At 62.2% G+C, this 22,198-nt stretch carries 22 protein-coding genes; 5 read left to right on the forward strand and 17 right to left on the reverse strand.

Translation table 11 applies throughout. The features are described 5' to 3' along the window. The first annotated feature begins 48 nt into the window (after positions 1 to 48). Positions 49 to 498 carry a hypothetical protein gene (locus tag ACKI1H_RS19515; protein WP_280056298.1) on the forward strand — a complete coding sequence of 150 codons (450 nt, stop codon included), beginning with the start codon at positions 49 to 51 and terminating at the stop codon, positions 496 to 498. A 31-nt stretch (positions 499 to 529) separates the two neighbouring features. Beyond that, a complete protein-coding gene (locus tag ACKI1H_RS19520) occupies positions 530 to 1,015 on the forward strand; it encodes a hypothetical protein (protein ID WP_280056297.1) in 486 nt (161 codons plus the stop codon). Positions 1,016 to 1,041: 26 nt separating this feature from the next. Here ACKI1H_RS19520 and ACKI1H_RS19525 read toward each other — a convergent pair whose 3' ends face one another. The 7 genes from ACKI1H_RS19525 to pstS all read right to left on the reverse strand — a co-directional run bounded on the left by ACKI1H_RS19525 (position 1,042) and on the right by pstS (position 7,631). Next, complete coding sequence (locus ACKI1H_RS19525; protein ID WP_440466006.1) at positions 1,042 to 2,085, reverse strand: sterol desaturase family protein; 1,044 nt, start codon at positions 2,083 to 2,085, stop codon at positions 1,042 to 1,044. Positions 2,086 to 2,474: 389 nt separating this feature from the next. After that, a complete protein-coding gene (locus ACKI1H_RS19530; RefSeq protein ID WP_440468890.1) occupies positions 2,475 to 3,020 on the reverse strand; it encodes a hypothetical protein in 546 nt (181 codons plus the stop codon). A 59-nt stretch (positions 3,021 to 3,079) separates the two neighbouring features. Continuing rightward, a complete protein-coding gene (locus ACKI1H_RS19535) occupies positions 3,080 to 3,778 on the reverse strand; it encodes a hypothetical protein (RefSeq protein ID WP_440466007.1) in 699 nt (232 codons plus the stop codon). 50 nt (positions 3,779 to 3,828) lie between these two features. Then, complete coding sequence (gene pstB / locus ACKI1H_RS19540) at positions 3,829 to 4,590, reverse strand: phosphate ABC transporter ATP-binding protein PstB (protein ID WP_054911197.1); 762 nt, start codon at positions 4,588 to 4,590, stop codon at positions 3,829 to 3,831. Positions 4,591 to 4,666: 76 nt separating this feature from the next. Continuing rightward, on the reverse strand, positions 4,667 to 5,560 hold the full coding sequence (gene pstA, locus ACKI1H_RS19545; RefSeq protein WP_440466008.1) for a phosphate ABC transporter permease PstA: 894 nt from the start codon (positions 5,558 to 5,560) through the stop codon (positions 4,667 to 4,669). Continuing rightward, a complete protein-coding gene (gene pstC, locus ACKI1H_RS19550; protein ID WP_138526868.1) occupies positions 5,560 to 6,525 on the reverse strand; it encodes a phosphate ABC transporter permease subunit PstC in 966 nt (321 codons plus the stop codon). Before pstC ends, pstA begins: the two co-directional genes overlap by 1 nt. 74 nt (positions 6,526 to 6,599) lie before the next feature. Then, positions 6,600 to 7,631, reverse strand: coding sequence for a phosphate ABC transporter substrate-binding protein PstS (pstS, locus tag ACKI1H_RS19555; protein WP_138526867.1), 1,032 nt, complete (start codon positions 7,629 to 7,631; stop codon positions 6,600 to 6,602). A gap of 404 nt (positions 7,632 to 8,035) precedes the next feature. On the opposite strand from pstS, the gene ACKI1H_RS19560 reads away from it, so the two are divergent. Next, on the forward strand, positions 8,036 to 8,296 hold the full coding sequence (locus tag ACKI1H_RS19560; RefSeq protein ID WP_440466009.1) for a hypothetical protein: 261 nt from the start codon (positions 8,036 to 8,038) through the stop codon (positions 8,294 to 8,296). Between the two features lie 923 nt (positions 8,297 to 9,219). Here the strand turns inward: ACKI1H_RS19560 and ACKI1H_RS19565 are convergent. Further along, positions 9,220 to 9,813: a hypothetical protein gene (locus ACKI1H_RS19565; RefSeq protein ID WP_440466010.1), complete on the reverse strand. Its 594-nt coding sequence runs from the start codon at positions 9,811 to 9,813 to the stop codon at positions 9,220 to 9,222. 312 nt (positions 9,814 to 10,125) lie between these two features. Then, positions 10,126 to 11,562: an IS1182 family transposase gene (locus tag ACKI1H_RS19570; protein WP_440465640.1), complete on the reverse strand. Its 1,437-nt coding sequence runs from the start codon at positions 11,560 to 11,562 to the stop codon at positions 10,126 to 10,128. A gap of 394 nt (positions 11,563 to 11,956) precedes the next feature. Here ACKI1H_RS19570 and ACKI1H_RS19575 point away from each other — a divergent pair, with 394 nt between their 5' ends. Next, on the forward strand, positions 11,957 to 12,430 hold the full coding sequence (locus tag ACKI1H_RS19575) for a BRO-N domain-containing protein (protein WP_440466011.1): 474 nt from the start codon (positions 11,957 to 11,959) through the stop codon (positions 12,428 to 12,430). A gap of 179 nt (positions 12,431 to 12,609) precedes the next feature. On the opposite strand, the gene ACKI1H_RS19580 is transcribed toward ACKI1H_RS19575, so the two are convergent. The 4 genes from ACKI1H_RS19580 to ACKI1H_RS19595 form a co-directional block, all read right to left on the reverse strand. Further along, positions 12,610 to 13,881 (reverse strand): RidA family protein, encoded by a 1,272-nt coding sequence (locus tag ACKI1H_RS19580; RefSeq protein ID WP_440466012.1) that lies wholly within the window; start codon positions 13,879 to 13,881, stop codon positions 12,610 to 12,612. A gap of 449 nt (positions 13,882 to 14,330) precedes the next feature. Continuing rightward, a complete protein-coding gene (locus tag ACKI1H_RS19585) occupies positions 14,331 to 15,956 on the reverse strand; it encodes an NADP-dependent glyceraldehyde-3-phosphate dehydrogenase (RefSeq protein ID WP_440466013.1) in 1,626 nt (541 codons plus the stop codon). Between the two features lie 399 nt (positions 15,957 to 16,355). Continuing rightward, entirely contained in the window at positions 16,356 to 17,708 is a 1,353-nt protein-coding gene (locus ACKI1H_RS19590; RefSeq protein ID WP_138523743.1) for a GntP family permease, read from the reverse strand. A 108-nt stretch (positions 17,709 to 17,816) separates the two neighbouring features. Beyond that, complete coding sequence (locus ACKI1H_RS19595; protein WP_440466014.1) at positions 17,817 to 18,338, reverse strand: gluconokinase; 522 nt, start codon at positions 18,336 to 18,338, stop codon at positions 17,817 to 17,819. A gap of 217 nt (positions 18,339 to 18,555) precedes the next feature. Between ACKI1H_RS19595 and ACKI1H_RS19600 the strand changes: the two genes are divergently transcribed. Continuing rightward, on the forward strand, positions 18,556 to 19,599 hold the full coding sequence (locus tag ACKI1H_RS19600) for a LacI family DNA-binding transcriptional regulator (protein ID WP_440466015.1): 1,044 nt from the start codon (positions 18,556 to 18,558) through the stop codon (positions 19,597 to 19,599). Positions 19,600 to 19,926: 327 nt separating this feature from the next. On the opposite strand, the gene ACKI1H_RS19605 is transcribed toward ACKI1H_RS19600, so the two are convergent. Genes ACKI1H_RS19605 through ACKI1H_RS19620 form a run of 4 tightly spaced genes read right to left on the reverse strand, consistent with a single transcriptional unit; the run spans position 19,927 to position 22,185 of the window. Beyond that, on the reverse strand, positions 19,927 to 20,454 hold the full coding sequence (locus ACKI1H_RS19605) for a cytochrome C (protein WP_440466016.1): 528 nt from the start codon (positions 20,452 to 20,454) through the stop codon (positions 19,927 to 19,929). Between the two features lie 15 nt (positions 20,455 to 20,469). Then, positions 20,470 to 20,991 (reverse strand): methylamine dehydrogenase light chain, encoded by a 522-nt coding sequence (locus ACKI1H_RS19610; RefSeq protein WP_017518360.1) that lies wholly within the window; start codon positions 20,989 to 20,991, stop codon positions 20,470 to 20,472. 17 nt (positions 20,992 to 21,008) lie between these two features. Continuing rightward, entirely contained in the window at positions 21,009 to 21,641 is a 633-nt protein-coding gene (mauD, locus tag ACKI1H_RS19615; RefSeq protein ID WP_054910258.1) for a methylamine dehydrogenase accessory protein MauD, read from the reverse strand. A 4-nt stretch (positions 21,642 to 21,645) separates the two neighbouring features. Next, entirely contained in the window at positions 21,646 to 22,185 is a 540-nt protein-coding gene (locus ACKI1H_RS19620) for a MauE/DoxX family redox-associated membrane protein (protein ID WP_440466017.1), read from the reverse strand. Between the last annotated feature and the right edge of the window lie 13 nt (positions 22,186 to 22,198).

Consider the following 22,198-nt stretch of genomic DNA (forward strand, 5'->3'; position numbering starts at 1 on the left):
TATTCCTTGGTTAGGATCCTGGCCTTTTCACGCCAAGGAGTGGGATGCATGCAGATAGATCGAGATGTACGACCCGAGTACTTCGCACAATTAGAAGGACTGCTCTATGGCATGAATTATCAGGTCTGGATCGCTCTGTACGGTCCGCTCGAGGCACAACTTTCTCTGGAGCAAGCACTGAAAAAGTCTGTTTCCAAGGATGCTGTTGTCGGTGGCAGTGAGACCGTTGCCAGAAGCGTTGTTCGTTCGCAGATCATAGAGAGCATGTTCTATCCAGGCGATCCCGGCTGTGGGCCTATCGATCTGGAAGCAAAGCGAGGCGAGATCATTGCTCTGACGGAGAGGATTCTATGCGACGCGCATCTCGATGATGCGCAAGAGGTTACTGCCTTCTGGTTCGCGAAAGGACATCCCGCCTATCCGGTGTTCTGGGATTTCGCCTACGACATTCACGCCCAGAGCAATCGCTGGATTCTGCTGGGGAGCAGTAGTGATTGAGCGCATGGCCTGCGATCGTTAAGGAACTGCAATGGAAAGTCTCGTTCGGGTTAAACAATTTCGTCTAGTGATTTCAATGCCGGATCTTTGCCATTGGGCAGATGACGATGCAGAGCCTGTGTTATTGAGTGAATGGCGAAAAATAATCGGATTGCTTCGACTCGATGAGAGTCGGATTGCGGCGTTGTACGACCTGTACTTCGATCGGACGCCGACGGGGCATGGCGATGTGTATGCATTCCTCAGCAGCCATCAACCGGAGAGTTTGCTGGCGTTTGATCTGTATAAGGACCCTACGGATCAACTCGACATCGTCACCGTTGGTGTCTGCGCACCCTCTGATGCAGTGGCTCAAGTCAAACCACTGCTACGAAGCGCATTCGATCAGGCGTCCTGCCAGATTCTTTACGAGGAAGGAAACATTCTGCAGCGTGTCCAACAAATGATTGATCCCCGCGGTTATCCGAAAAGCTTCGGAAACGGAGCATTCCGTCAGCAGCTACTGTTCAACGAATGAGATCAGGTTGGCCATAGAATTGACCTTCATCTGTGGCGATTCCGTGCGGGGCGATCGGAGGGCCGTACTCTCTGGTTCCTCGCCATTGTTACCTTCCGCACCGTCTCCACGAACGGCGTTACGATCAAACTCCACAGCGACGAATACCGCGCATCGTCGTGTTCCCCCGCGCCGAACTGGATTGGTTCCGGCGCGCGCTGGGTGACGTAGAGCGTGCCGAACATCCAGTCCCACAGCGACAGGTTGATGCCGAAGTTCCGGTTGAAGTGGCGGGGTGCGTCGCTGTGGTGGATCTGGTGCTGGGCGGGGCTGTTGATCACGTGCTCGACCAGCGGCCCGAACGACAGCCACACATGGCTGTGGCGCAGGTTGGTCGCCAGCACGTTGAACAGCAGGATCATGTAGGTCACGCCGAACAGCGTGTAGGCGCTGATCTGGCCGCCGCACGCGTACCAGAAAATGCCGGCGTAGGCGCCCAGCAGCACAGTCCCGGCCAGGTTGGCTGCCAGCTTCTCCACGAAGTGCACGCGGCTCGCCGTGATCGGCGTCAGCACTGCCGCCGAGTGATGCACCTTGTGGAAGGCCCACAGCCAGCGCGAGTGGAAGGCCCGGTGCACCCAGTAGTTCTTGAAGTCACTGACCAGGAACACCCCCAGTCCATAGAGCAGCGACAGCCCGAGGTTCTCGCCCACCTGTGGTCGCGCACCCCACAGGTGGGTGAAGAAGGCAATGTAATCGCCTGAGCGCAGGATGTACGGATCGATGATCCCGACGATGGGCACCATCAGCGCCACGTTGAGAATCCCGCGCACCAGGTAGTAGCGGTAATCCAGCAGCGCCGAGCGATGCAGATTCACCCGGCTGCCACCAACGAACTGCCAGAACGACGTCGCCTGCGTCAGCCCGCGCTGCCGGCGGAAGCGGAACAGGGCGTAGGCGATGGCGTAGGAACACAACAGGAACACCACGCCGACGCGGCCGCTGAGGTCGAAGAGGCCGGTGAGCTGGTTGGTGATGGGGCTGATCACCAACTCGGTGAAGTGGCGGTGGATGTGCGAGAGGTCAGGCATGGGCGCTGGCGCCGGAAGTCAGGTGAACAGACTTGTACTTCAACTGATCGCCCACGGCGCTGAGGTGCTGGCGACTCGTGGGGCGTCACGTATTCGCTCAGCATGCGACCTGGGAGCTCACGCTGTCAAAGTTCAGCGGCGCCGGGGCAGGGCAATTCGACAGGGGGGCTGCAGAAGCCTGATCTGCGGAGGCGATTGGATTGGCCTGGAGTGGCCTGCTGAACGGCGGACTCCATCGATGAGGTGGCGAGGCCCCCGCACGGTGTACTAAGCCGGGGCGTAACCTTGAGGGAGTCGGCTAAGGAGCGACATCCGCGACGCTGCAGGTTCCGGGCGATGGGCAGGGTGAAGACGTTTGCCAGTCAGCAACGAGCCGCAGGGTTGACGGCTCAGGCTGCTGCAGCCATTGGCTGCTGTTGTCGATCCAGCATTTCCTGGAGTTCAGCCACCGAATCCAGAACTTTCTGTGCCCAGCGCTCATCGTCCGGACGCACGACAACGACGCGGAAACCGTGGTCATGGCCTTCGCTCTTCACGCCTTCGGAATCGTCGACATGCAGGTCGATATCGAATGCCGGCGGAAGTTTCGAGGGGGCGTTCGCCATCCCGCGCTCGGTCAGGGCCTGGTTGTGCCGAACGCTGTTGACCACGCCGTCGACGTGGATGCCGTACAACAACAGCCAGCGCCTGATATAGGACGGTGTGCGGCCGGAGGACGTGTAGACCCAGATGCTGCAGCCCTGGCGGCGTAGTTCCCGGGTGAGGGAGCGGGTCCCGATACGCAGCGGTTCGCCAAGCCAGCGATGAATGAACACCGGGAGCCTGCTGGGCTCGACGTCGCTGTGGTGGGGGAGGCAGGCCAGGGTGTCATCGATATCGAACGAAATCCGTATGCGCGGGCGTTCGAACCGGTAAGGCGCAAGGGAGCCTTTCATGGCGTCCCACAGCTGATCCTTGATGGCCAGGCAGGTTGCGAGCATGGGCTGCGTATTCATCAGGCACCTCCCTGACAGGCGGAGGCGTGTTTTTCGCCAAGGAAAAATCGCTGCGAATCCGCTGCCTGATCTTCGAGGAAGGCGGCGTACTTTTTCTTGATCTTGGGCAATTCGAATAGCGCCTTTACGCCATGTTTGGCGGAGTTGCGTATGACCGATGACGGGTTGAAGTAACCCTTGGCGTTGTCCAGGGTCAGCACGAACGGTGGCAGCCCGGCACGTATCAGCAGATAGCTGACGATGAGCGAGCCGCTGCGATGGTTGCCTTCGATGAACAATTGCGGTTTGCTCAGAATCCGCACATAGACACCGGCCGCGCGCTTCCACACCGATTCGCTGCGATACGCGCTGTACCAGTTGAACAGGTCCTTGATGCCGCCTTCCACGTTGTTGAAGAAGTGCGCCTCGGTGGCCGCCAGGTGCGGCGCGAATTCCAGCCGACGGGCAGGGTCTCGGCCGCACAGCACGGTGGCGTTGATCTCCAGCATCAGGTTTACCTGCTGGAGATCGAACAGGTCGACGCCCCGTGCGACGTAGTCGTCGATCAGGGCGTAACCCTCCAGCACGTTGTGCAGCACTTCATCGGTGAACGGATCACGCGGCTCGGTAAAGCACTGGCTGAGCTCACCGAAACGGCCTTGCACCTCACGCAGCGCACGTTCAATCGCTCGCAGATCAAGACGGCGCGTGGCAGACATGGGCAACCCTGAAGAAGAGGTGTGTGGCTTCATACGACTGCGGGTTCGACTCAGCTGAACTTGCCGCTGATGTAGTCCTCGGTCATTTTTTCCCGCGGGCTTTCGAAGATCTGCTTGGTTGCGCCCATTTCGACCAGGTAGCCCGTGCGCGTGCCCTGGGAAATGTCCACCGAGAAGAATGCCGTCGTGTCAGCGACACGGATGGCCTGCTGCATGTTGTGGGTGACCAGCGCGATGGTGTAGTCCTTCTTCAGCTCGACCATCAGCTCCTCGACACGGCGGGTAGCGATCGGGTCGAGTGCCGAGCACGGCTCATCCAGCAACAGGACTTCCGGTTCGGTGGCAATGGCGCGAGCGATGCACAGGCGTTGCTGCTGGCCACCGGAGAGCGACAGGCCGCTCACCTTCAGCTTGTCCTTCACTTCATCCCACAGCGCGGCGCCCTGCAGGGCATGCTTGACCCGGTCGCCGATGTCGCCCTTGTAGCGATTGAGGCGCAGGCCAAAGGCGACGTTGTCGAAGATGCTCATCGAAAACGGGTTGGGCTGCTGGAACACCATGCCGATGTAGCGGCGCACAACGACAGGGTCCACGCCCTTGCCGTAGACGTCCTGCCCGAGAAAGTGCACATGGCCTTCGAAGCGGAAGCCGCGCACCAGATCGTTCATCCGGTTCAGGCTGCGCAGCACGGTGCTCTTGCCACAGCCGGAAGGGCCGATGAAACCGGTGATCTTGTTCTTTTCGATCGGCACGTGGCTGTCACGTACCGCCATGAAGTTGCCGTAGAAAATCTTGTCCAGTTTGCAGTCCATGACCACCTGGGTCTCGGCGCCAACCGGGGCGACTTTCGGTGCAGTAGCAGTGTTCACGATTCGGATGCTCCGTATCTTAAAACTTGGGCTTGCCAAAAATTCGACTGATGACGTTCACGATCAGCACGATCATCACCAGCACCAGCGATGCGGCCCACGCGAGCTCGAGCTGGTTGTCGAAAGGCATGCCGGAGAAGTTGTAGATCAGTACGGAAAGCGAGGCCGTGGGGTTCATCACTGCCAGGCTGCCGTCGTGGTAGATCCAGTAGTTGCTGAACAACGCGGTGAACAGCAACGGCGCGGTCTCGCCTGCGGCGCGCGCCACGGCCAGCATGACGCCGGTGAGGATCGCCGGCAGGCCGGTAGGGAGTACGATCTTCCAGATGACCTGGGCGCGGGTGCAGCCCATGCCGTAGGCGGCATCCTTCATGATCTTGGGCACCATCTTCATCGACTCTTCGGCCGTGAGCACGACGATCGGCAGCATCAGCACGGCCAATGCCACGCCACCCGCCGGAGCTGAGTAGGTACCGGTAGTCATCACGACCAGGGCGTAGGCGAAGACCCCGGCCAGGATGGAGGGCAGGCCGGTGAGCGTCTTGGCGGCAAAGCGCGCGGCGCTCGCCAGTTTGCTGTCCGGCCCCAGTTCAGCCAGGAAGACGGCTGCCATGATGCCAACCGGAACGGCAATGGCGGCGGCGATACCGACCATGACGAAGGTGCCGGCCAGCGCGTTGCCGAAGCCGCCGCCGGTCTCGAAGCCGGTCGGTGGCAGTTCGGTGAAGACCTCCAGGCTCAGGCGCGCACCACCGCGGGTGATCAGCATGTAGAGCACGGAGATCAGCGGCACACTGGCCAGCAGGGCGCCGATCCAGACCAGCGTGGTCAGCACCAGGCTGCGCAGGGCGCGGCCCTCGAGCTTGCGCTGCAGGCTCGGCAGGGCGGATGCGGTGGGAGTGAGGCTGGTCATTACTTGGTCCCCCGCTGGGCGTAAAGCATGATCATGGAGCCGAGCACGTTCACGATCAGCGTGATGAACATCAGCACCAGTGCGGCATACATCAGCACTTCAACCTCGTTCGGCCCGGCTTCGGGGAAGTTCAGCGCCAGCAAGGCTGCCAGCGTGTTGGCCGGTGCAAACAGCGACAGGGAAATGGTGTTCGCGTTGCCGACCAGCATGGCCAGGGCCATGGTTTCACCCAGTGCGCGGCCCAGGCCCAGGACCAGGGAGCCGAAGATGCCGGTGGCAGCGGAGGGCACCATCACCTTGAGGATCGCTTCCCAATGGGTGGTCCCCATCCCGTAGGCGGCCTGCTTGGTCTTCATCGGCACGCTGGCAAGAGCGTCCTGCGAGACCGCGGCAATGGTGGGCAGAATCATGATGGCAAGCACCAGAGAGGCGGGCAGCAAGCCTGGCCCGCTCAACGATGTGCCGAAAAAGGGTATCCAGCCGAGTTCGCTGTTCAACCACGCCGTCAGTGGGCGAATGGCCGGGATCACCACGTAGATCCCCCACAGGCCGTAAACGACGCTGGGGATGGCAGCGAGCAGTTCGACGATGGTACGGAACACCGCCGCAAGCTTGGCGGGGAGGAAATCCTGGGTCAGGAAGATCGCCATGCTGACGCCGAACAGGCCTGCGATCAGCAGAGCGATCAGTGCGCTGTAGAGCGTGCCCCAGATGGCCGGCAAAATGCCGTACTTGCCCTGGTTGACGTCCCAGACCGAACCCAGGAGAACGTCCAGGCCATGTTTCTCCATGCCCGGAAAGGCCTTGCGGCCGACTTCGAACACGAGGGCAACGACCAGCACCAGAATCAGGACCACACCCAGGCGTGCAATGGCACGGAAGGTCCGGTCAACCAGGAAATCCTTCGCGGATGGCGGTTGGCAGGCAGAGTCCGGATTTACCGGTACGACAAAAGGTTGGGTCATGGGGGAGTTCCGGAACAGGTGGAGGTCTCATCCGGCGTGGCTGACAGCCCACACCGGATGAAGACTCGCAGGCGTTACTGGATGTTGGCGGAAGCTTTGCGAACCTGATCGACGACTGCTTGCGGCAGCGGGATGTAGCCCATCGAATCAGCGATCTTCTGCCCTTCGGTCAGGCCGTACTCGACCATTTCACGCATGGCCTTGGCCTTGGCCGGGTTCTCGTTGTGCTTGCGGAAGATCATCCAGGTGTAGGAGGTGATCGGGTAGGACTGGGCGCCGTCCGGATCGGGCAGCCAGGCCACCAGGTTCTCCGGGAACTTCACGGCAGCCAGCGCCGCAGCACCGCTTTCTGCGTTCGGCACGACGTACTGGCCGGCCTTGTTCTGCAGCTGGGCGAAGTCGACCTTGGCCAGCTTGGCGAAGCCGTACTCGATGTAGCCGATGGCGCCAGGGGTCTGGCGAACGGTAGCGGTCACGCCATCGTTCTTCGGCGACTTGATGAATTTGTCGCTGGCCGGCCAGTTGACGGTGTTGCCTTCACCCAGGGCAGTCTTGAACTCCGGGTTGATGGTCGACATGTGCTTGGTGAACACAGCGGTGGTGCCGCTGGAGTCCGCACGCACGACAACAGTGATCGGCAGGGCCGGCAGTTTCAGCTCAGGGTTGGCCGCGACGATCTGCGGGTCGTTCCACTGAGTGATCTTGCCCAGGAAGATGTTGGAGTAAACATCGCGCGGCAGTTTCAGCCCTTTGGGGCTGCCCGGCAGGTTGTACGCCAGGACGATTTCGCCGGCGGTCATCGGCAGCAGTTGCACGCCTTCGGCAACCTTGGCGATGTCCTCGTCTTTCATGGCCGAGTCACTGGCCGCGAAGTCCACGGTCTTGTTGAGGAAATCCTGTACGCCCGCACCGCTGCCCTTGGACTGGTAGTCCACGGTGACGCCAGCGGATTTCTTGCTGAAGTCCTTGAACCAGGTCAGGTAGATCGGCGCGGGGAAGCTGGCGCCAGAGCCGGTCAGGCGGACGCTTTCGTCGGCAAAGGCGACGGAAGTGGCACACATGGACAGCGTAACGGCGATCGCAGCAGATTTCACAAAGCTTTTCATCGAGGGCAATCCTTTTGATATCGGGCTGCCATACTGTGATCGGGTCCTGTGAAATTTTTATGACAGCGCGATGGCAAGCGCTCTGGCTTGCCGGCTTGACAGGCATATCTCCGAGCTTCCGCGATGCGCGTCAGGTGAGTTCGCAGTGGCTGCCCGCCTTGGCTGGCGGCTATTTCAGGGCTGGGGCGGAGGGGCAGGGCGAGGGATCTCCCCCCTGTTCGATGAGCACGCTGCGCAATAAATAGTTACGGTCACTCGGCAGAGACAAGCGATGTAGAAGCGTCCGGTTGCCGCCAATGAACTGTCAGGGCGAGGCCATTCGCCAGGGGCCGCTATCGGCCAGAAGCGGACAGTCTCCAGCCATCGTAGAATTCACTCAGAGTTGGGGCTCCAAGGAAGACAACATGACACTTGCCAAGGGCGATACCGTAAGGCTGATGGAAGTTGACCAATCTTCGGCTGTCTTCTCTGACTGGTTGAACGCACGGACGCCAGCGTCTGGCGATGTTGCTGTCGTCGAAGAAGCTTGGGATTCCAAAGGTGGCCGCACTGTCCGCTTACTCTGTGAGCAGCGTGCAGGCTTTCCCGAGTGGCGAGCCACGTTTCGGGAAGGAGAGTTGGTCTACGAGGTTCTTTCGGCCGACCTCAGTGACGCGACTCCATGACTAATCCCTCCGACTGCTATGGGGCGGTAGCGGCCTCTCACCAGGGGCAGCAATCGACCGATAGCGGACGTTTAGAGTAGAGATAATAAATCTGTCCCCTTTTCCTCAGTCCCCTTTTCCTCAATAACTGCTTTATCAAGCGCCTGATCCGAATTTGAGATCGTCTCACCACAAGTCAGGTACAGGTACAACGCAGCTAACTCCTCGAGTCTTGATGACTCGGATTGCACCTTGAACCGCGATTTATCTACCTCACTGGCATGGATATCTACGGAAGGGGCATCGCTCTCTCTGTCTTTCATATGCAGTAACGTCCAAGAGCGACTGTTCACAGGGTACGAGTCACCTTCTGTGTCCACGTTTCGTCCAGGGCCAAAAAGTAGATCCAGAAAGCACCTGAAGTCTGGACGATCTGCAACGACCACCACCGTATACATGAGCTCCTCCATCATCTGAATTGCTACCCTGCGTTCAGGGAGGCATGAGTCAACGCGGCATTTTTTAATAGCCTGGAAGCAGACGCGTGAGCTATTCCAGCGAGCGAAGCATGTCCATGAACATCGGGTACAACAAATCATGTACCTGCCCATCATCAGCGACTAGGCAACCTGCAGCGCCGGCAAACAACTCCTGCTCATGTGCAGGGATGTCCAAGCTACAAACGATCCGGTAGCGGAACAGCCAGCCGCTGGGGAGACGGCCGCAAACCTCCACAGTCTGCTGATAGCCCTCAACAGACAGTGGCCCGGAACCATGTGCCTGAGCACGGACGTACGCCTTGCTTCGGGAAGACTCGCTGTTCATTTGTATTCGAAATAGATGACGTGGGAGCCAAGTCTACTCAATGTCCTGAAAATCCGGATGTCAGCTATGGGTCGGTAGCTGCCTCTCACCAGCGGCAGAGATCGGCCAGAAGCGGCCCTTCAGCAGTTGTCGTCGCGATCCTTCGACGAGGTCAGATTGGCGTAGGCCGTTTTGATCAAAGTAGCGTAAAGATATGCGGTCAAAGTCAGGAGGAAAACCAACGTGACGCCCAGGCCTGTGTCAGTCTGAATAATCCAAACCACTGTCTTGGTGAGCTTCCCATCGGGTCTTGCGCTGAACGCTCTCAGTGTTGGGAAGTGCAGGAGAATTGCGCACAGCGCCTGAAAAAAAACACAGCTGATCAGTAGTCCCAAGTAGTTCCATCCTCTACGCTGCCGAAGATACTTGCTCCTCATGAGCTTTACAGGAATCGAATACAGGAAGTAGAAGAAGCCCAGCGCAGCCAACAGTAGAGCGACGACTACGGTAAGAGCTGAGCGTCCAGGTAGTGGGCGAGCTTGGACGAGGTGGGTAATGGTGTCGGCCAACTGCACTGAAACGGTCGCTACAAGTGCCTGGACGCTCTCCAGCGATACACCATTTAAGTCCAGCAACGAAAGGAGTGCGATGACTACCGATGCAGCGATTAGATAGCGCTGTCCATTACCGATGGTCAGATCGACCTTCCCCTTCGACACGGCCGTGTGCGGCATACAGCCTCCTGAATTCCATTTCAACTTGTGAGCAAGGTTAGATGCTCCAAGCTGAGGCTGGGGAAAAGGGACTGCAAAAATCTTCATCGCGAAGCGCAACTTACCGGACGCCCCATTGGCAGGGAGGCGGATGTCCGCTATGGGTCCAGGCTGTGTGAAAACGTCGAAGTACTTACATCAGAACCGCATTTGGAATTGGGCCCCGAAGGAGCGTGCGACTGGATCGACCACAGGCTGTTAGCCGCTGCCAGTACCTGCTGAGGCGATCTGCAGCGGTTTTTGTGGTGGAGAGACGCCGGAAAATGGCCGGCCTCAGGCCCGCATTGCCTCCATTGCACCGGTGACGCCAAAGATGCTCATCAGCCGCTTGAGGTTGTAGGCCAGCACATGCAGGCTCATTTCCGTGCTGACTCGGGGGAGTGTTCGGGTCAGGAAGTGCGTCGCGCCCATCCAATGTTTGAGCGTGCCAAACGGGTGCTCCACGGTCTGGCGGCGCACGCTCATCATCTCGGGTTCGCGATCCAGCCGCTGCTGCATGGCCTCCAGCACCGCCTCGTGCCGCCAGCGTTTGAGTCGGCGATAACTGCTCGTGGTGCAGCTGCTGCGTATCGGGCAGCTCGGGCAGGCAGAACTCCAGTAAGCATCCAACTCGAGGCCATCTTCCACCGTCGAGAAGCGCTTGATTGCACGCTGCCCAGCAGGACATTGGTACTCATCATCAGCGGCTATGTAGACGAAGTCCTGTTTACCAAAACGCCCTTCAGCCTTGCTGCTGGAGGTCATCGGCTTGGGCACGAAGGGAGTAATGCCCGCCTGCTCGCACGCGAGGATTTCCACCCCGCTGAAGTAGCCTCGATCGGCAACAACACTAAGTCTTTCAGACCCGGTGGCCTCTCGAGCCTGCTCGGCCATCGAGGCGAGCGCCGCACGGTCATGGCCGACGTTGGTGACTTCGTGCGCAACGATCAGGTGGTGCTGGGTATCGACCGCAGTCTGCACGTTGTAGCCGACTACGCCGGTGCCTTTGCCGCTGGTAGCCATGGAGCGTGCATCCGGATCGGTGAGCGAGACTTGCCCATCCGGTGCTTCACGTAGCTGCTGCTCCATCTCCTTGAGCGCCTGCATCTGCTGGCGGAGTTTCTCGATTTTGTCCTGGAGGCGACTGGCCTTGGCTTCGGCGACATCGGATTGAGTTCGGTCGGCGGTGTCCATCGCTGCCAGATAGCGGTCGATGCTTTTTTCAATCTGCTCCATCCGGGCGCGCAACTTGCCGTGGGTGAAGTTGCGATCACGGTTGTTGACCGCTTTGAATTTGCTGCCGTCGATAGCCACGAGCGACTGGGAGAACAAATCGAGTTGGCGACACAGCACGACGAACTGCCGGCAGACATTGCGAATGGCTTTGCCGTTGTCGCGCCGGAAGTCGGCAATGGTTTTGAAGTCCGGAGCCAGTCGCCCAGTCAGCCACATCAGCTCGAGGTTGCGCTGGCATTCGCGCTCCAGGCGACGGCTGGATTGAATGCGGTTGAGGTAACCGTAGATGTAGACCTTCAGCAGTACGGCGGGGTGATAGGACGGTCGCCCAGTTACGGCAGGAGTGACCCCATCGAACTCCAGGGCCACCAGATCGAGTTGCTCGACGAAGGCTTCGACCACGCGGATCGGGTTGTCTTCGGCGACGAAGTCATCCAGGCATTCGGGAAGCAAGCTGACTTGTGCCCGGCTCGTCTCTTCGATGAATCGCTTCATACGCCGCCCCGCTGAGGTTGCTCCAGCAACTCTAGGCGAGGACGACGTTTTCACACAGCCTGGGTCGGAAGCCGCCATCGGCAGCAACTTAGTTTGCATATGCCAACCAGCCTTGCTTGACCGCTGCAAGCCTTCCTCATAACCTCCCGACGCCCCTGTGAAAGCGACAGGGCCGGGTTTGGCGACTCGAAAAACTACCTAGGCGCGGTGACGCTTTGTCAGACCGTGACGTATCTACACGTCCACGGCTCTGTGCTATGGCGGGCCGCACAGGGAGACCTTCGGGTCTGCCGGGACCTAGGTAGCCGGTTCGCCAACCCTGTGTGGCTCCGCCTCCCTCATCGTTTGGCGACGATCAGGGCGGTGGTTTCTCGAAACTACCTAGGAAAAGCACATGGACGACATCTACGTTCCCACCGTATTCCACCGCTACAACCGTTCCCTGCGCGGCGTGTTGATCGACAACCAGCCCTGGTTGGTCGCCCGCGAGCTGGGCTATCTGATCCGTGAGCGGGTCGAGTCGTATGTTCTTCGTCTGGATGAGGACCTTTTTCGCGACGCGCACCTGGTGACGGGGGGCGGGGAGGAGGTCGTGCTGCTGGTCAATGACTTTGGCGTCTTCCATGTGCTGCAGCGATTTCGAGATCCGGAGCATCGGGAGTTGCGCAAGTGGATCACCGGGCATGTGTTGCCGACGCTCAGGGATCAGGGTCGAGTGGCTGCGGGGCAGCCGAAGCGCATGCAGGCGAAAGGCGAGGGGCGGCCGGTGGCGGTGCTGGACTGGCAGGGAGAGCTGTGGGTGCCGATGGGGGAGGTGCCGCGGTTGATGCGCGAGGAGAGGCGGGGGAGGTGGTGGCGGAGGGAGTGATTGTCTCCGCTGAGTGAAGTGGGTTCGCGAGCAAGCTCGCTCCTACAGGTTCAGGGGAAGGTCGGCGTTGGGCGTTGCCCTCTCCCCAGCCCTCTCCCTGATGGGAGAGGGGGCCGTTTGGCGTGTGGGGATGGGGTGGAGTCAGCCGGTCAGAAACGGTGATTCCAGTTCTGGCGCGTTCACGCGGCCGGCGGGGTGCCTTCGGCGTTGGCGACCACGGCGTCGATCTGGATTGCCGCGCCCTTGGGCAGGGCCGAGACGCCAACGACACGGCGGGCCGGAGTGCCGCCCGGGAAGTAGGTGGCGTACACCTCATCCACCACCGCGATGTCGTCGATACGGGTCAGGAAGACGTTGACCTTCACCACGTCGGCGAGCGCATGGTCGATGCTTTCAACGATGGCCTTGAGGTGCTTGAAGCACTGCGCGGCCTGTTCCTTCACGCCGCCTGCCACCAGTTCACCGGTCTTCACATCCAGCGGCAGCTGGGCGGAGATGTGGTTGTAGTGGGAGAAGGCGACGGTCTGGGTGGAGTAGGGGCAGCGCGGTGCGGCGGCGGTGTTGTGGGCCTTGATGACGATGCCGTGGCGGTCTTCCACGGCTTGCGGCGGGGTGCCGTCGCCATGGGATACCACGGCTTCGATTTGCACCAGGGCGTCCAGCGGCAGCGCTTTCGCCTGCACCACGGTGCGGGCCGGGAAGTAACCGACCGCGCGGGCGATGGCCGAATCGGGGAAGAAGGTGGTGTAGACCTGGTTCACCGCATCGATGTCAGCGAGGTTCTTGACGAAGACGGTGATGCGCACGATGTCGTCGAAGGGCACGTCGATGCCTTCGAGGATGTTCTTGATGTTGCGCAGGCACTGCGCGGTCTGTTCCTTGATGCCACCGGCCACCAGCTTGCCGGTGCGCGGGTCGATGGGCAGTTGTGCGGAGAGGTTGTTGTAGTGGGAGAAGGCGACCGACTGGGTGGAGAGCGCATTCAGCGGCGCGTTCTCGGTGCTGCCTTCGACCTTGATCAGGTCGCCGGCCTGCGGGGCGTTGGGAATGGTGCCTTCGCCGCAGGTGATGAGGGCTTCGACCTGTACCTTGGCGCCCAGCGGCAGGGTTGTCACACCAACGGTAGTGAGGGTCGGGAGGTAGTCCGGGAAGAAGGTGGCGTGGACCTTGGCGATGGCTTCGGCATCGGCGATGTCGGTCAGGAAGATCGAGATGCGCACGCTGTCGTCGAGTTTGTGGCCGATGCTTTCCACCACGGCCTTGAGATTCCGGTAGCACTGCTCGGCCTGTTCCTTGACGCCGCCGGCGACCAGTTTGCCGGTGGCGGGGTCGACGGGGAGTTGTGCGGACAGGTTGTTGTAGTGGGAGAAGGCGACGGTCTGGGCATACGGGCCGATGCCCTGGGGTGCCTTGTCGGTGTTTCTCGCCAGTACTGCGTTGTAGCCACTCATAGGGTTGCTCCCTGGTTTGCTGGGAATCCGTGGGTTTCGTGGCAAAGGCTTACGTCGCTTCGCTATCGGTCGTTGCCACTGTTGGTCAGACGACGGATATCGAACTCGTCGAGAGGTGCGCAGACTATCGGGTCAAGGAGGGCGACCCCTTTGACTTAAGGCAAGGGTAGTGGGGTCTGTTTACCGGGTTGTTTCAATTGGCGATGGGCGTTAGTCGGGATGGTTTGCACGCGTTTCACTGGAGGCGGGGTGCCTGGGGGTTTCCCTCTCCCCAGCCCTCTCCCTGAAGGGAGAGGGGGTATTCGAGTGAGGCGTGCCAGCTGTGCGCTCCTGGCGCCTTGGTATCAGGATGGGACCATGGTTGCGCTTTGCGCCGTCCTGGTCCCCTCTCCCTTCGGAGCGGGGCGCGCAGCCAGGGTTAGGGAGAGGGGGCTCTGCGCAATTGAGTGTCAGAAGATGTAGTCGGTAGTCAGGAAGCTCGAATCGCGGTCGCGGATGATCTGGCTGATCAGCGCCTTGTTGGCATCGGTGAAGCGCGTGGCCACCAGTGTGCGGATGGAGAAGGTACGCAGCGCATCGTGGACGGAGAGGGTGCCTTCGGCGGAGTTCTTGCGGCCGTTGAAGGGGTAGCTGTCCGGGCCGCGCTGGCACTGGGCGTTGATATTGATACGGCCGACCTGGTTGACGAAGGCGTCCACCAGCGGGCCGATCTGCTCGGGGTCGTCGCCGAACAGGCTGAGCTGCTGGCCGTAGTCGGACTGCAGGACGTAGTCGATCACTTCCTTGATGTCCCGGTACGGCACCACCGGCACCAGCGGACCGAACTGCTCCTCGCTGTACAGGCGCATGTCGGCGCGCACCGGGCTGAGCAGCGCGGGGTAGAAGAAGCTCTCGCGGCTTTCGCCACCGCCCGCGTTGATGACCCTGGCGCCCTTGGCCAGGGCGTCCTCCAGCAGGCCGTTGAGGTAGTCGACCTTGCCCGGCTCGGGCAGCGGCGTCAGCGCTACGCCGGGCTCCCAGGGCATGCCGGGCTTTAGCTCGGCCAGCTTGGCGCTGAACTTGTCGAGGAAGCTGTCCAGCACGTCTTCGTGAACGAAGAGGATCTTCAGCGCGGTGCAGCGCTGGCCGTTGAAGGACAGGGCGCCGGTGATGGCTTCGCTGACGGCGTTGTCCAGGTCGACGCTGGGCAGGACGATGCCGGGGTTCTTGGCGTCCAGCCCGAGGGCGGCGCGCAGGCGGTGCGGGCGCGGGTGGAGCTTTTTCAGGTCGGCGGCGCCGGAGTGGGTACCGATGAAGGCAAAGACGTCGACCTTGCCGCTGGCCATCAGCGCGCTGACGGTCTCGCGGCCGCGCCCGTAGATGACGTTGATGACGCCCGGCGGGAAGCTGTCGCGGAAGGCTTCGAGCAGCGGGCGGATCAGCAGCACGCCGAACTTGGCGGGCTTGAAGACCACCGTGTTGCCCATGATCAGCGCCGGGATCAGCGTGGTGAAGGTCTCGTTCAGCGGGTAGTTGTACGGGCCCATGCACAGCGCGACGCCCAGCGGCACGCGGCGGATCTGCCCGAGGGTGCCCTGTTCCAGTTCGAAGCGGCTGGAGCGGCGGTCCAGTTCCTTGAGTGCCTGGATGGTGTCGACGATGTAGTCGCAGGTGCGGTCGAACTCTTTCTCCGAGTCCTTGAGGTTCTTGCCGATCTCCCACATCAGCAACTTGACCACGGCGGTGCGCTGCTCGCGCATGCGGGCGAGGAAGCGTTCGACGTGGGCGATGCGCTCGGCCACACGCAGGTTGGGCCATTCGCCCTGGCCGTTGTCGTAGGCGGCCACGGCGGCATCCAGTGCGGCGAGGGCGGCGTCGGCATCGAGCAATGGCGTGCTGCCGAGGATGACGGGCTCATCACCCCGGTCGGTGGCGAGGAACACCGGGCTGCGCACCGGCGCCAGCGGGCCGTCCCAGTGGCGCAGTTCGCCGTTCACCAGATACTCGCGTTGCTCGACGGGGGCGTCGGGGCGCCAGGCGTCGGGGATGTCGGTGAGGCGGGGGAACAGATGGTCCAGCTTGTTGTTGTCGGGCATGACTCATCCCTCGGGGGAAGGTGGGCGACGGGTCTGTTTTAGATCGTAGCTACGGTTTAGTAAATCGATTCAGCACTATCGCCATGCTTTTCGTAGGGCGGATAACCGCTTGCGGTTATCCGCCGTGGGGTTCGGGGCGTGGGCGGATGGCGGATAACGCGTGCCGCGTTATGCGCCCTACGGGTGTTGCACTGGATGTGGGGCGGGCAGTGGTTGCAGGAGTTCCTGCTGCTCGGCGTAGCGGGCGCGGATGTCGAAATCGCGGGGCCAGGTGGGTTGCGCGGGGGCTTTCGGAGTTGCGGAGGAAGTCACGGGCGATACCTCGTTGCAGGAATCCGGTTGGCGGGCGGTTTGGGGAGCTCGCCGGGTGTTTTTGAGCGATACCCATCGATCAGGGCATCAGACGAACAGCGACAGCAGCAGGATGAAGCCCAGGCCGACCACCGAGAGGATGGTCTCCATGGCCGTCCAGGTCTTGAAGGTCTCCATCACGCTCATGTTGAAGTACTGCTTCACCAGCCAGAAACCGGCGTCGTTGACGTGGGACAGGATCAGCGAGCCGGCGCCGGTGGCCAGCACCAGCAGCTCACGGTTGACGCCGGGAATCAGGTCGATCACCGGCACCACGATGCCTGCGCCGGTGATGGTGGCGACGGTGGCGGAGCCGGTGGCGATGCGGATCACCGCGGCCACCAGCCAGGCCAGGAGGATCGGCGAAATCTGTGCGTGCACCGCCATGTGGCCGATCACGTCGCCCACGCCGCTGGCCACCAGCATCTGTTTGAAGCCGCCACCGGCGCCGATGATCATCACGATGGCGGCAGTGGGCGCGAGGCTCTGGTCGAGCAGCTTGAGGATCTTCTTCGAATCGAAGCCACGGGCGTGGCCGAAGGTGTAGAGCGACAGCAGCAGGGCCAGCAGCAGGGCGGTGATCGGGTGGCCGATCATGTCCAGCCAGGCACGCACCACATGGCCGTCGGCGAGCATGACGTCGGCGAAGGTCTTGAGCAGCATCAGGAACACCGGCAGCAGCACGGTGAACAGGGTGACGCCGAAGCTCGGCAGGTTGCTGGTGTCCGGCTCGTGGGCGATCTGAGCGACCAGTTCTTCATTGGGCTGGCCGGGGATCACCTTGGAAATCCACGCGCCGAAGATCGGGCCGGCGATGGCGGCGGTGGGCAGGGCGACCAGCAGGCCATAGAAGATGGTCTTGCCGATGTCTGCGCCGAACACGCCGATGGCCAGCAGCGGGCCCGGGTGCGGCGGCACCAGGCCGTGCACGGCGGAGAGTCCGGCGAGCAGCGGGATGCCGATCTTGATCAGCGATACGCCGCTGCGCCGCGCCACGATGAACACCAGCGGCACCAGCAGAATGAAGCCGATCTCGAAGAACAGCGGGATGCCGACCAGGAAGGCGGCGAGCATCATTGCCCAGTGCACACGTTGCTTGCCGAAGGCCTGGATCAGTGTGCGGGCGATCTGATCGGCGCCGCCGGACTCGGCCATCATCTTGCCGAGCATGGTGCCCAGCGCGAGGATGATGCCGACGAAACCGAGCACACCGCCGAAACCGTCCTGGAAGGATTTGACGATGGTCGCCACGGGCATGCCGGAGGTGAGGCCGAGGAAGCCGGCGGCGATGATCAGGGCAACGAAGGGGTGGATCTTGAAGCGGGTGATCAGCAGGATCAGGCCGATGATGGTGACCACCGCATCCAGCAGCAGATAGGTCTCGTGGGACATGCCGAGCATGGGGCTCTCCTGTTGTTGTCGTTGTGTGCCGGAGCGGCTCTTCTCTAGGGTGTAGAGAGTTTGGTGAGTTGAGATAGCGCTATCTTGAGCGGGCAGGCGCTATTGGGGTCAGTCGCTGGAATGCTGTCGCCACCACAGGTGGGCGGCTTCGGCCAGGTCATCGACCGGGCGGGTGGCATCCAGGTGCAGGGTCAGCGGTTCGCTCAACGGTGGTTCGAGGGCGGCGAACTGACTGTCGATCAGGCTGGCCGGCATGAAGTGGCCGGGGCGGGTGGCGACGCGCTCGGCGGCGGCGTCACGGGTCAGCTCCAGGAACACCACGCCCAGGCCGGGCACGGCGCGGCGCAGGCGTTCGCGGTAGATCAGCTTGAGCGCGGAGCAGGTGAGGACCGGGCGCTGGCCGGCGGCGATGGCTTTCTGCAGCTCGGCGGCGAGAGTGTCGAGCCAGCCGGCGCGGTCTTCGTCGGTGAGCGGAATGCCGGCGCTCATCTTCTCGATGTTGGCGGCGGGATGGTAGGAGTCGCCCTCGATGGCGAAAGCGCCGTTGCGCAGGCACAGGGCCTCGCCGACGCTGGACTTGCCGCATCCGGAGACACCCATGATGAGCACGGCATCGATGGAGGTGGTCATGGAGGGCCTCATGGCTGAGACAGCGCTGTCTTTATTGGGCGTAACGAAAAGCATCGGCTGCCTCCGTATTCTTGTCATTCTAGTCGGTGTGTCTCGCGCTCTCGGCAGAGGTTATCTGACGGCGGGCGAGGGACCGGTTGAGCCGGCCTCAGGCAATTGCCCTGGTCGCGAGACAGCGCTACCTTAGTGCCTCGATTTTTATTTGGCAATACGCCTGATGACCGCCCAGAAGAACGATAAGAAGAACGACAGGAACTCCCGCACCACTGGCAAACCCACGCTCAACGACGTGGCGCGCCGCGCCGGGGTAAGCCCGATCACCGCCTCGCGCGCCCTGCGCGGGGTGAGCACGGTGGCCGAGGAACTCTCGGAAAAGGTCCGACAGGCGGCCAGCGAACTGGGCTATGTGGCCAATCCGGCTGCCCGAGCGCTGGCCTCCAAGCAGAGCCACAACATTGTGGTGCTGGTGCCGTCGCTGGCGAACCAGTTGTTCATCGAAACCCTCGAAGCCATCCATGCGGTGATGCATCCACGCGGCCTGGAAGTGCTGATCGGCAACTACCACTATTCCCGCGACGAAGAAGAGAACCTGCTGCGCAACTACCTCGCCTACCAGCCGCGCGGTTTGTTGCTGACCGGCTTCGACCGCACCGAAAGCGCGCGGCGGATGATCGAGGCCAGCGGTGTGCCGAGCGTCTACATGATGGACCTCGACCCCGGTGCAGGGCTGCACTGCGTGGGCTTCTCGCAGATTCGTGCGGGGGAGGCGGCGGCCAGGCACCTGCTCAAGAGTGGCCGCAAGCGCCTGGCCTACATCGGCGCGCAGCTGGATCAACGCACCTTGTTGCGTGGCGAAGGTTACCGCCGCGCGTTGCAGCAGACCGGCTGCTATGACCCGGCGCTGGAAATCCTCACGCCGCGACCGTCTTCGGTCGGCCTGGGCGGCGAGCTGTTCCGCCAGTTGCTGGCCAGCCAACCACAGGTGGAAGGCATCTTCTTCGGTAACGACGACCTTGCCCACGGCGCCTTGCTGGAAGCCATGCGCCACGGCATCCGTATCCCCGAACAGGTGGCGGTGCTTGGCTTCAACGACCTGCCCAGTTCGGAATTCATGGTGCCGCGCCTGTCCAGCATCCGCACGCCGCGCAAGGCCATCGGCACCCATGCGGCGGAACGCCTGCTCGACCTGATCAACGACAAGCCGGTGAGTGAACCGGTGATGGATCTGGGGTTCGAGCTGATGGTGCGCGAGAGCAGCTGAGCACCGGCGCTCCTACAGGGGGCGTCGCCGTAGGATGGCGTGGAGCGAAGCGATACCCATCAATCCTGCACGCCGACAGCATGGGTATCGCTGCGCTCCACCCATCCTACGTCCTAAGGTGCATGCCGTAGCGGTTCTTCGTAGGAGCGAGCTTGCTCGCGAACCGCTTTGATGCCAGTGCCGTCGGAGAATCTGTTCGCGAGCAAGCTCGCTCCTACATAAAGCAGTCCGCAGGGAGCGCCGGCCAGGCATAAAAAAGCCCGCTGGAGCAGCGGGCATTAGTGCGGAGGCAAAACATCCCGGCGGGCAAGCCGCCGGAGCAATCACTCAGTATGCATCGCTCATCCCATCGGTGATGGTGATGCCCTGCTTGCGCATTTCCTGGATCAACCCGGCACGGGTGCCCGGCAGGTTGAGCAGGGCCTGGTAGCGCGTGGCTTTGACTTCCTCGGCAGTGTAGGGCTTGAACTCGGCGGGCATGCTGTCGCCCGCCATGCCTTCCTTGCGCAGCAGCCAGTTGAGCAGCTCAGCCAGTTGCGCGTCGTTCAGCGCGGACTGGGACATGCCCGGTACGCGCACGAGGAATTGCCGGCCACCGTCGACCTTCAGGAAGTTGCCCACGAAGCCGTGCAGGCGCGGCGTGTCGTTGGCCTTGCTGCCGCTGCCTTCGGTGAGGTGGCAGCCGGCGCATTGCAGCTGGTAGTTGGTGGCCGGGGTATAGCTTTGCTGGGAGATCGGCTTCTGCACCTCCTCGTTGCCGGGCGCCGGCCGTTGGTGCGGATCGGGGATCGCACGGGCTTGGGCGATGGGGGCGACCAGGCTGCAGAGCAGGGCGCCGACAACGAGACTGCGCATGTGACTTCTCCCGACCTAGACCGCGACGCCGCGGATGATGGTGACGGTGCAGTTGTAGATGCGCGACTCCGCGCCCAGGCACCAGTTGACGTCGTTGTTGTTGAACGGACGGTACAGCGGTTCCTCGCTCTCGTTGCGGGTACAGGCGCACTGGGAGCAGCTGTGCTTACCGCAGCAGTCGTTGTAGGAAATGATGTAGTCCTTGCCGTCTGCCGGGTTGCGGCAGGTGCCGATCCAGGTCACCTGGGATGCATCGGTGCCGGGCGGGCAGGAAGTGGTGGTGCCGCCGCAGCAGGAGCAGAGGAAGCCGTCGATGGAGCAGTAGCGCCAGTAGTCGCAGCTGTTCGGGTCGCCGGGATCGCCGGCCTTGGGGGCCTCGGCGGCCAGCGCCTTGGAGGTGCGGTCGATCGGCAGGATGATCGGCAGCGCCGCGCCGGCCACCAGCAGCGAGCCGAAGCGGCCCAGCAGCTTGCGCCGCGAGGTGACGTTGGCCACCTGGCGGGAGGAGCGCTCGAACAGGTTGTCGAGGAATTTCATTCTTGTTCTCTCCGTGATCAGTGGCTGTGGCCGTGGCTGGCGTCGTGGGTGTGCACGCCGTTGTGGCTGTGGCCATTCATGTACTGCTGCAGGGTGGCGCTGCCCAGGTGCTCGACCTCGAACAGGCTGTCCAGGTGTTCGCGGGAGTTCACCAGGCCCTTGGCGCGCAGCACGCCCTTGCTGTCGATCAGCGCGGCGTAGGGCAGCTTGCCGATCTGGTAGGTCATGCCGACTTCCGGGCCGACCACGTAGGCGGCTTTCTCCAGGCCATGCTCGGCGATCAGTGCCTGCTGGGCGGCCATGTCGCCGTCGCTGACGTAGATCACCTCCAGCTCGCCGGCCTTGTCCTTGGCGATGGATTTGATTGCCGGCAGCAGCGATTTGCAGATCGGGCAGGTCGGCGAGAGGAAGAACAGCAGCTGGCCGCGCTCGCCTTCATAGCCGAAGTTGACCGGGCGACCATGGCGGTCGGCGGCGGTGACTTTCGGCGCAGGCTCGTTGACGGCCACGCCCTTGTCGACCATCAGCGCGCCGGCCGGAGCGATGCGGCCGTGGAGGACGCCGATCTGGCGCACCAGCGCCATCACGGTGAAGGCGAGGGCGATGAGCAGCACCCAGAGAAGAATGTTGGAAACGATCAGGCCTTCCATTTGTTCACCTTCCGATGAGTTTGAGCAGACGGGGATGGTTCGCCAGCAGGCTGTCGGCCGCGGCGTACAGGAGCAGGGTGACGGCGCTGGCCGCGAGGATCACGAAGGCGTCGAACACGCCCAGCTCGCGAGCCTGCGGGCTGCTGGCGGCGAGCAGGCCGAGGCCGGCGATGATCGCGTTGCGCAGCAGCAGCACCGGGCGCAGCGGTTGCATCTGGCCGGGGCCGGAGCAGCCGCAGTCGATGTCGCGGCGACCGCGCCAGAGGTTGATGCCGATGGCGCCGGCATAGAACAGGATCAGCGCCGTGGCGGCCAGGGCCGCGACGTGGCGGCTCGCCGGTACCAGCAGGGCGAAGGCAATGACGCCCTCGACCACTGGCAGCACGCGGGCCACCGGGCCGACCAGCGAGGCCGGCAGCAGGCCGTAGTCTTCGACCTGGCGGGCGAAGCGCATCGGCGCGCGCAGCTTGTGGCTGGCGGCGCTGGCAAACAGCACCGCGACGGCCACCGCACTGGCGATGATCAGGATCGGATCGGAAAACATTTCCGTACCTCTC

Source organism: Pseudomonas sp. YH-1 (assembly GCF_051990045.1).
GTDB lineage: Bacteria > Pseudomonadota > Gammaproteobacteria > Pseudomonadales > Pseudomonadaceae > Pseudomonas > Pseudomonas nicosulfuronedens.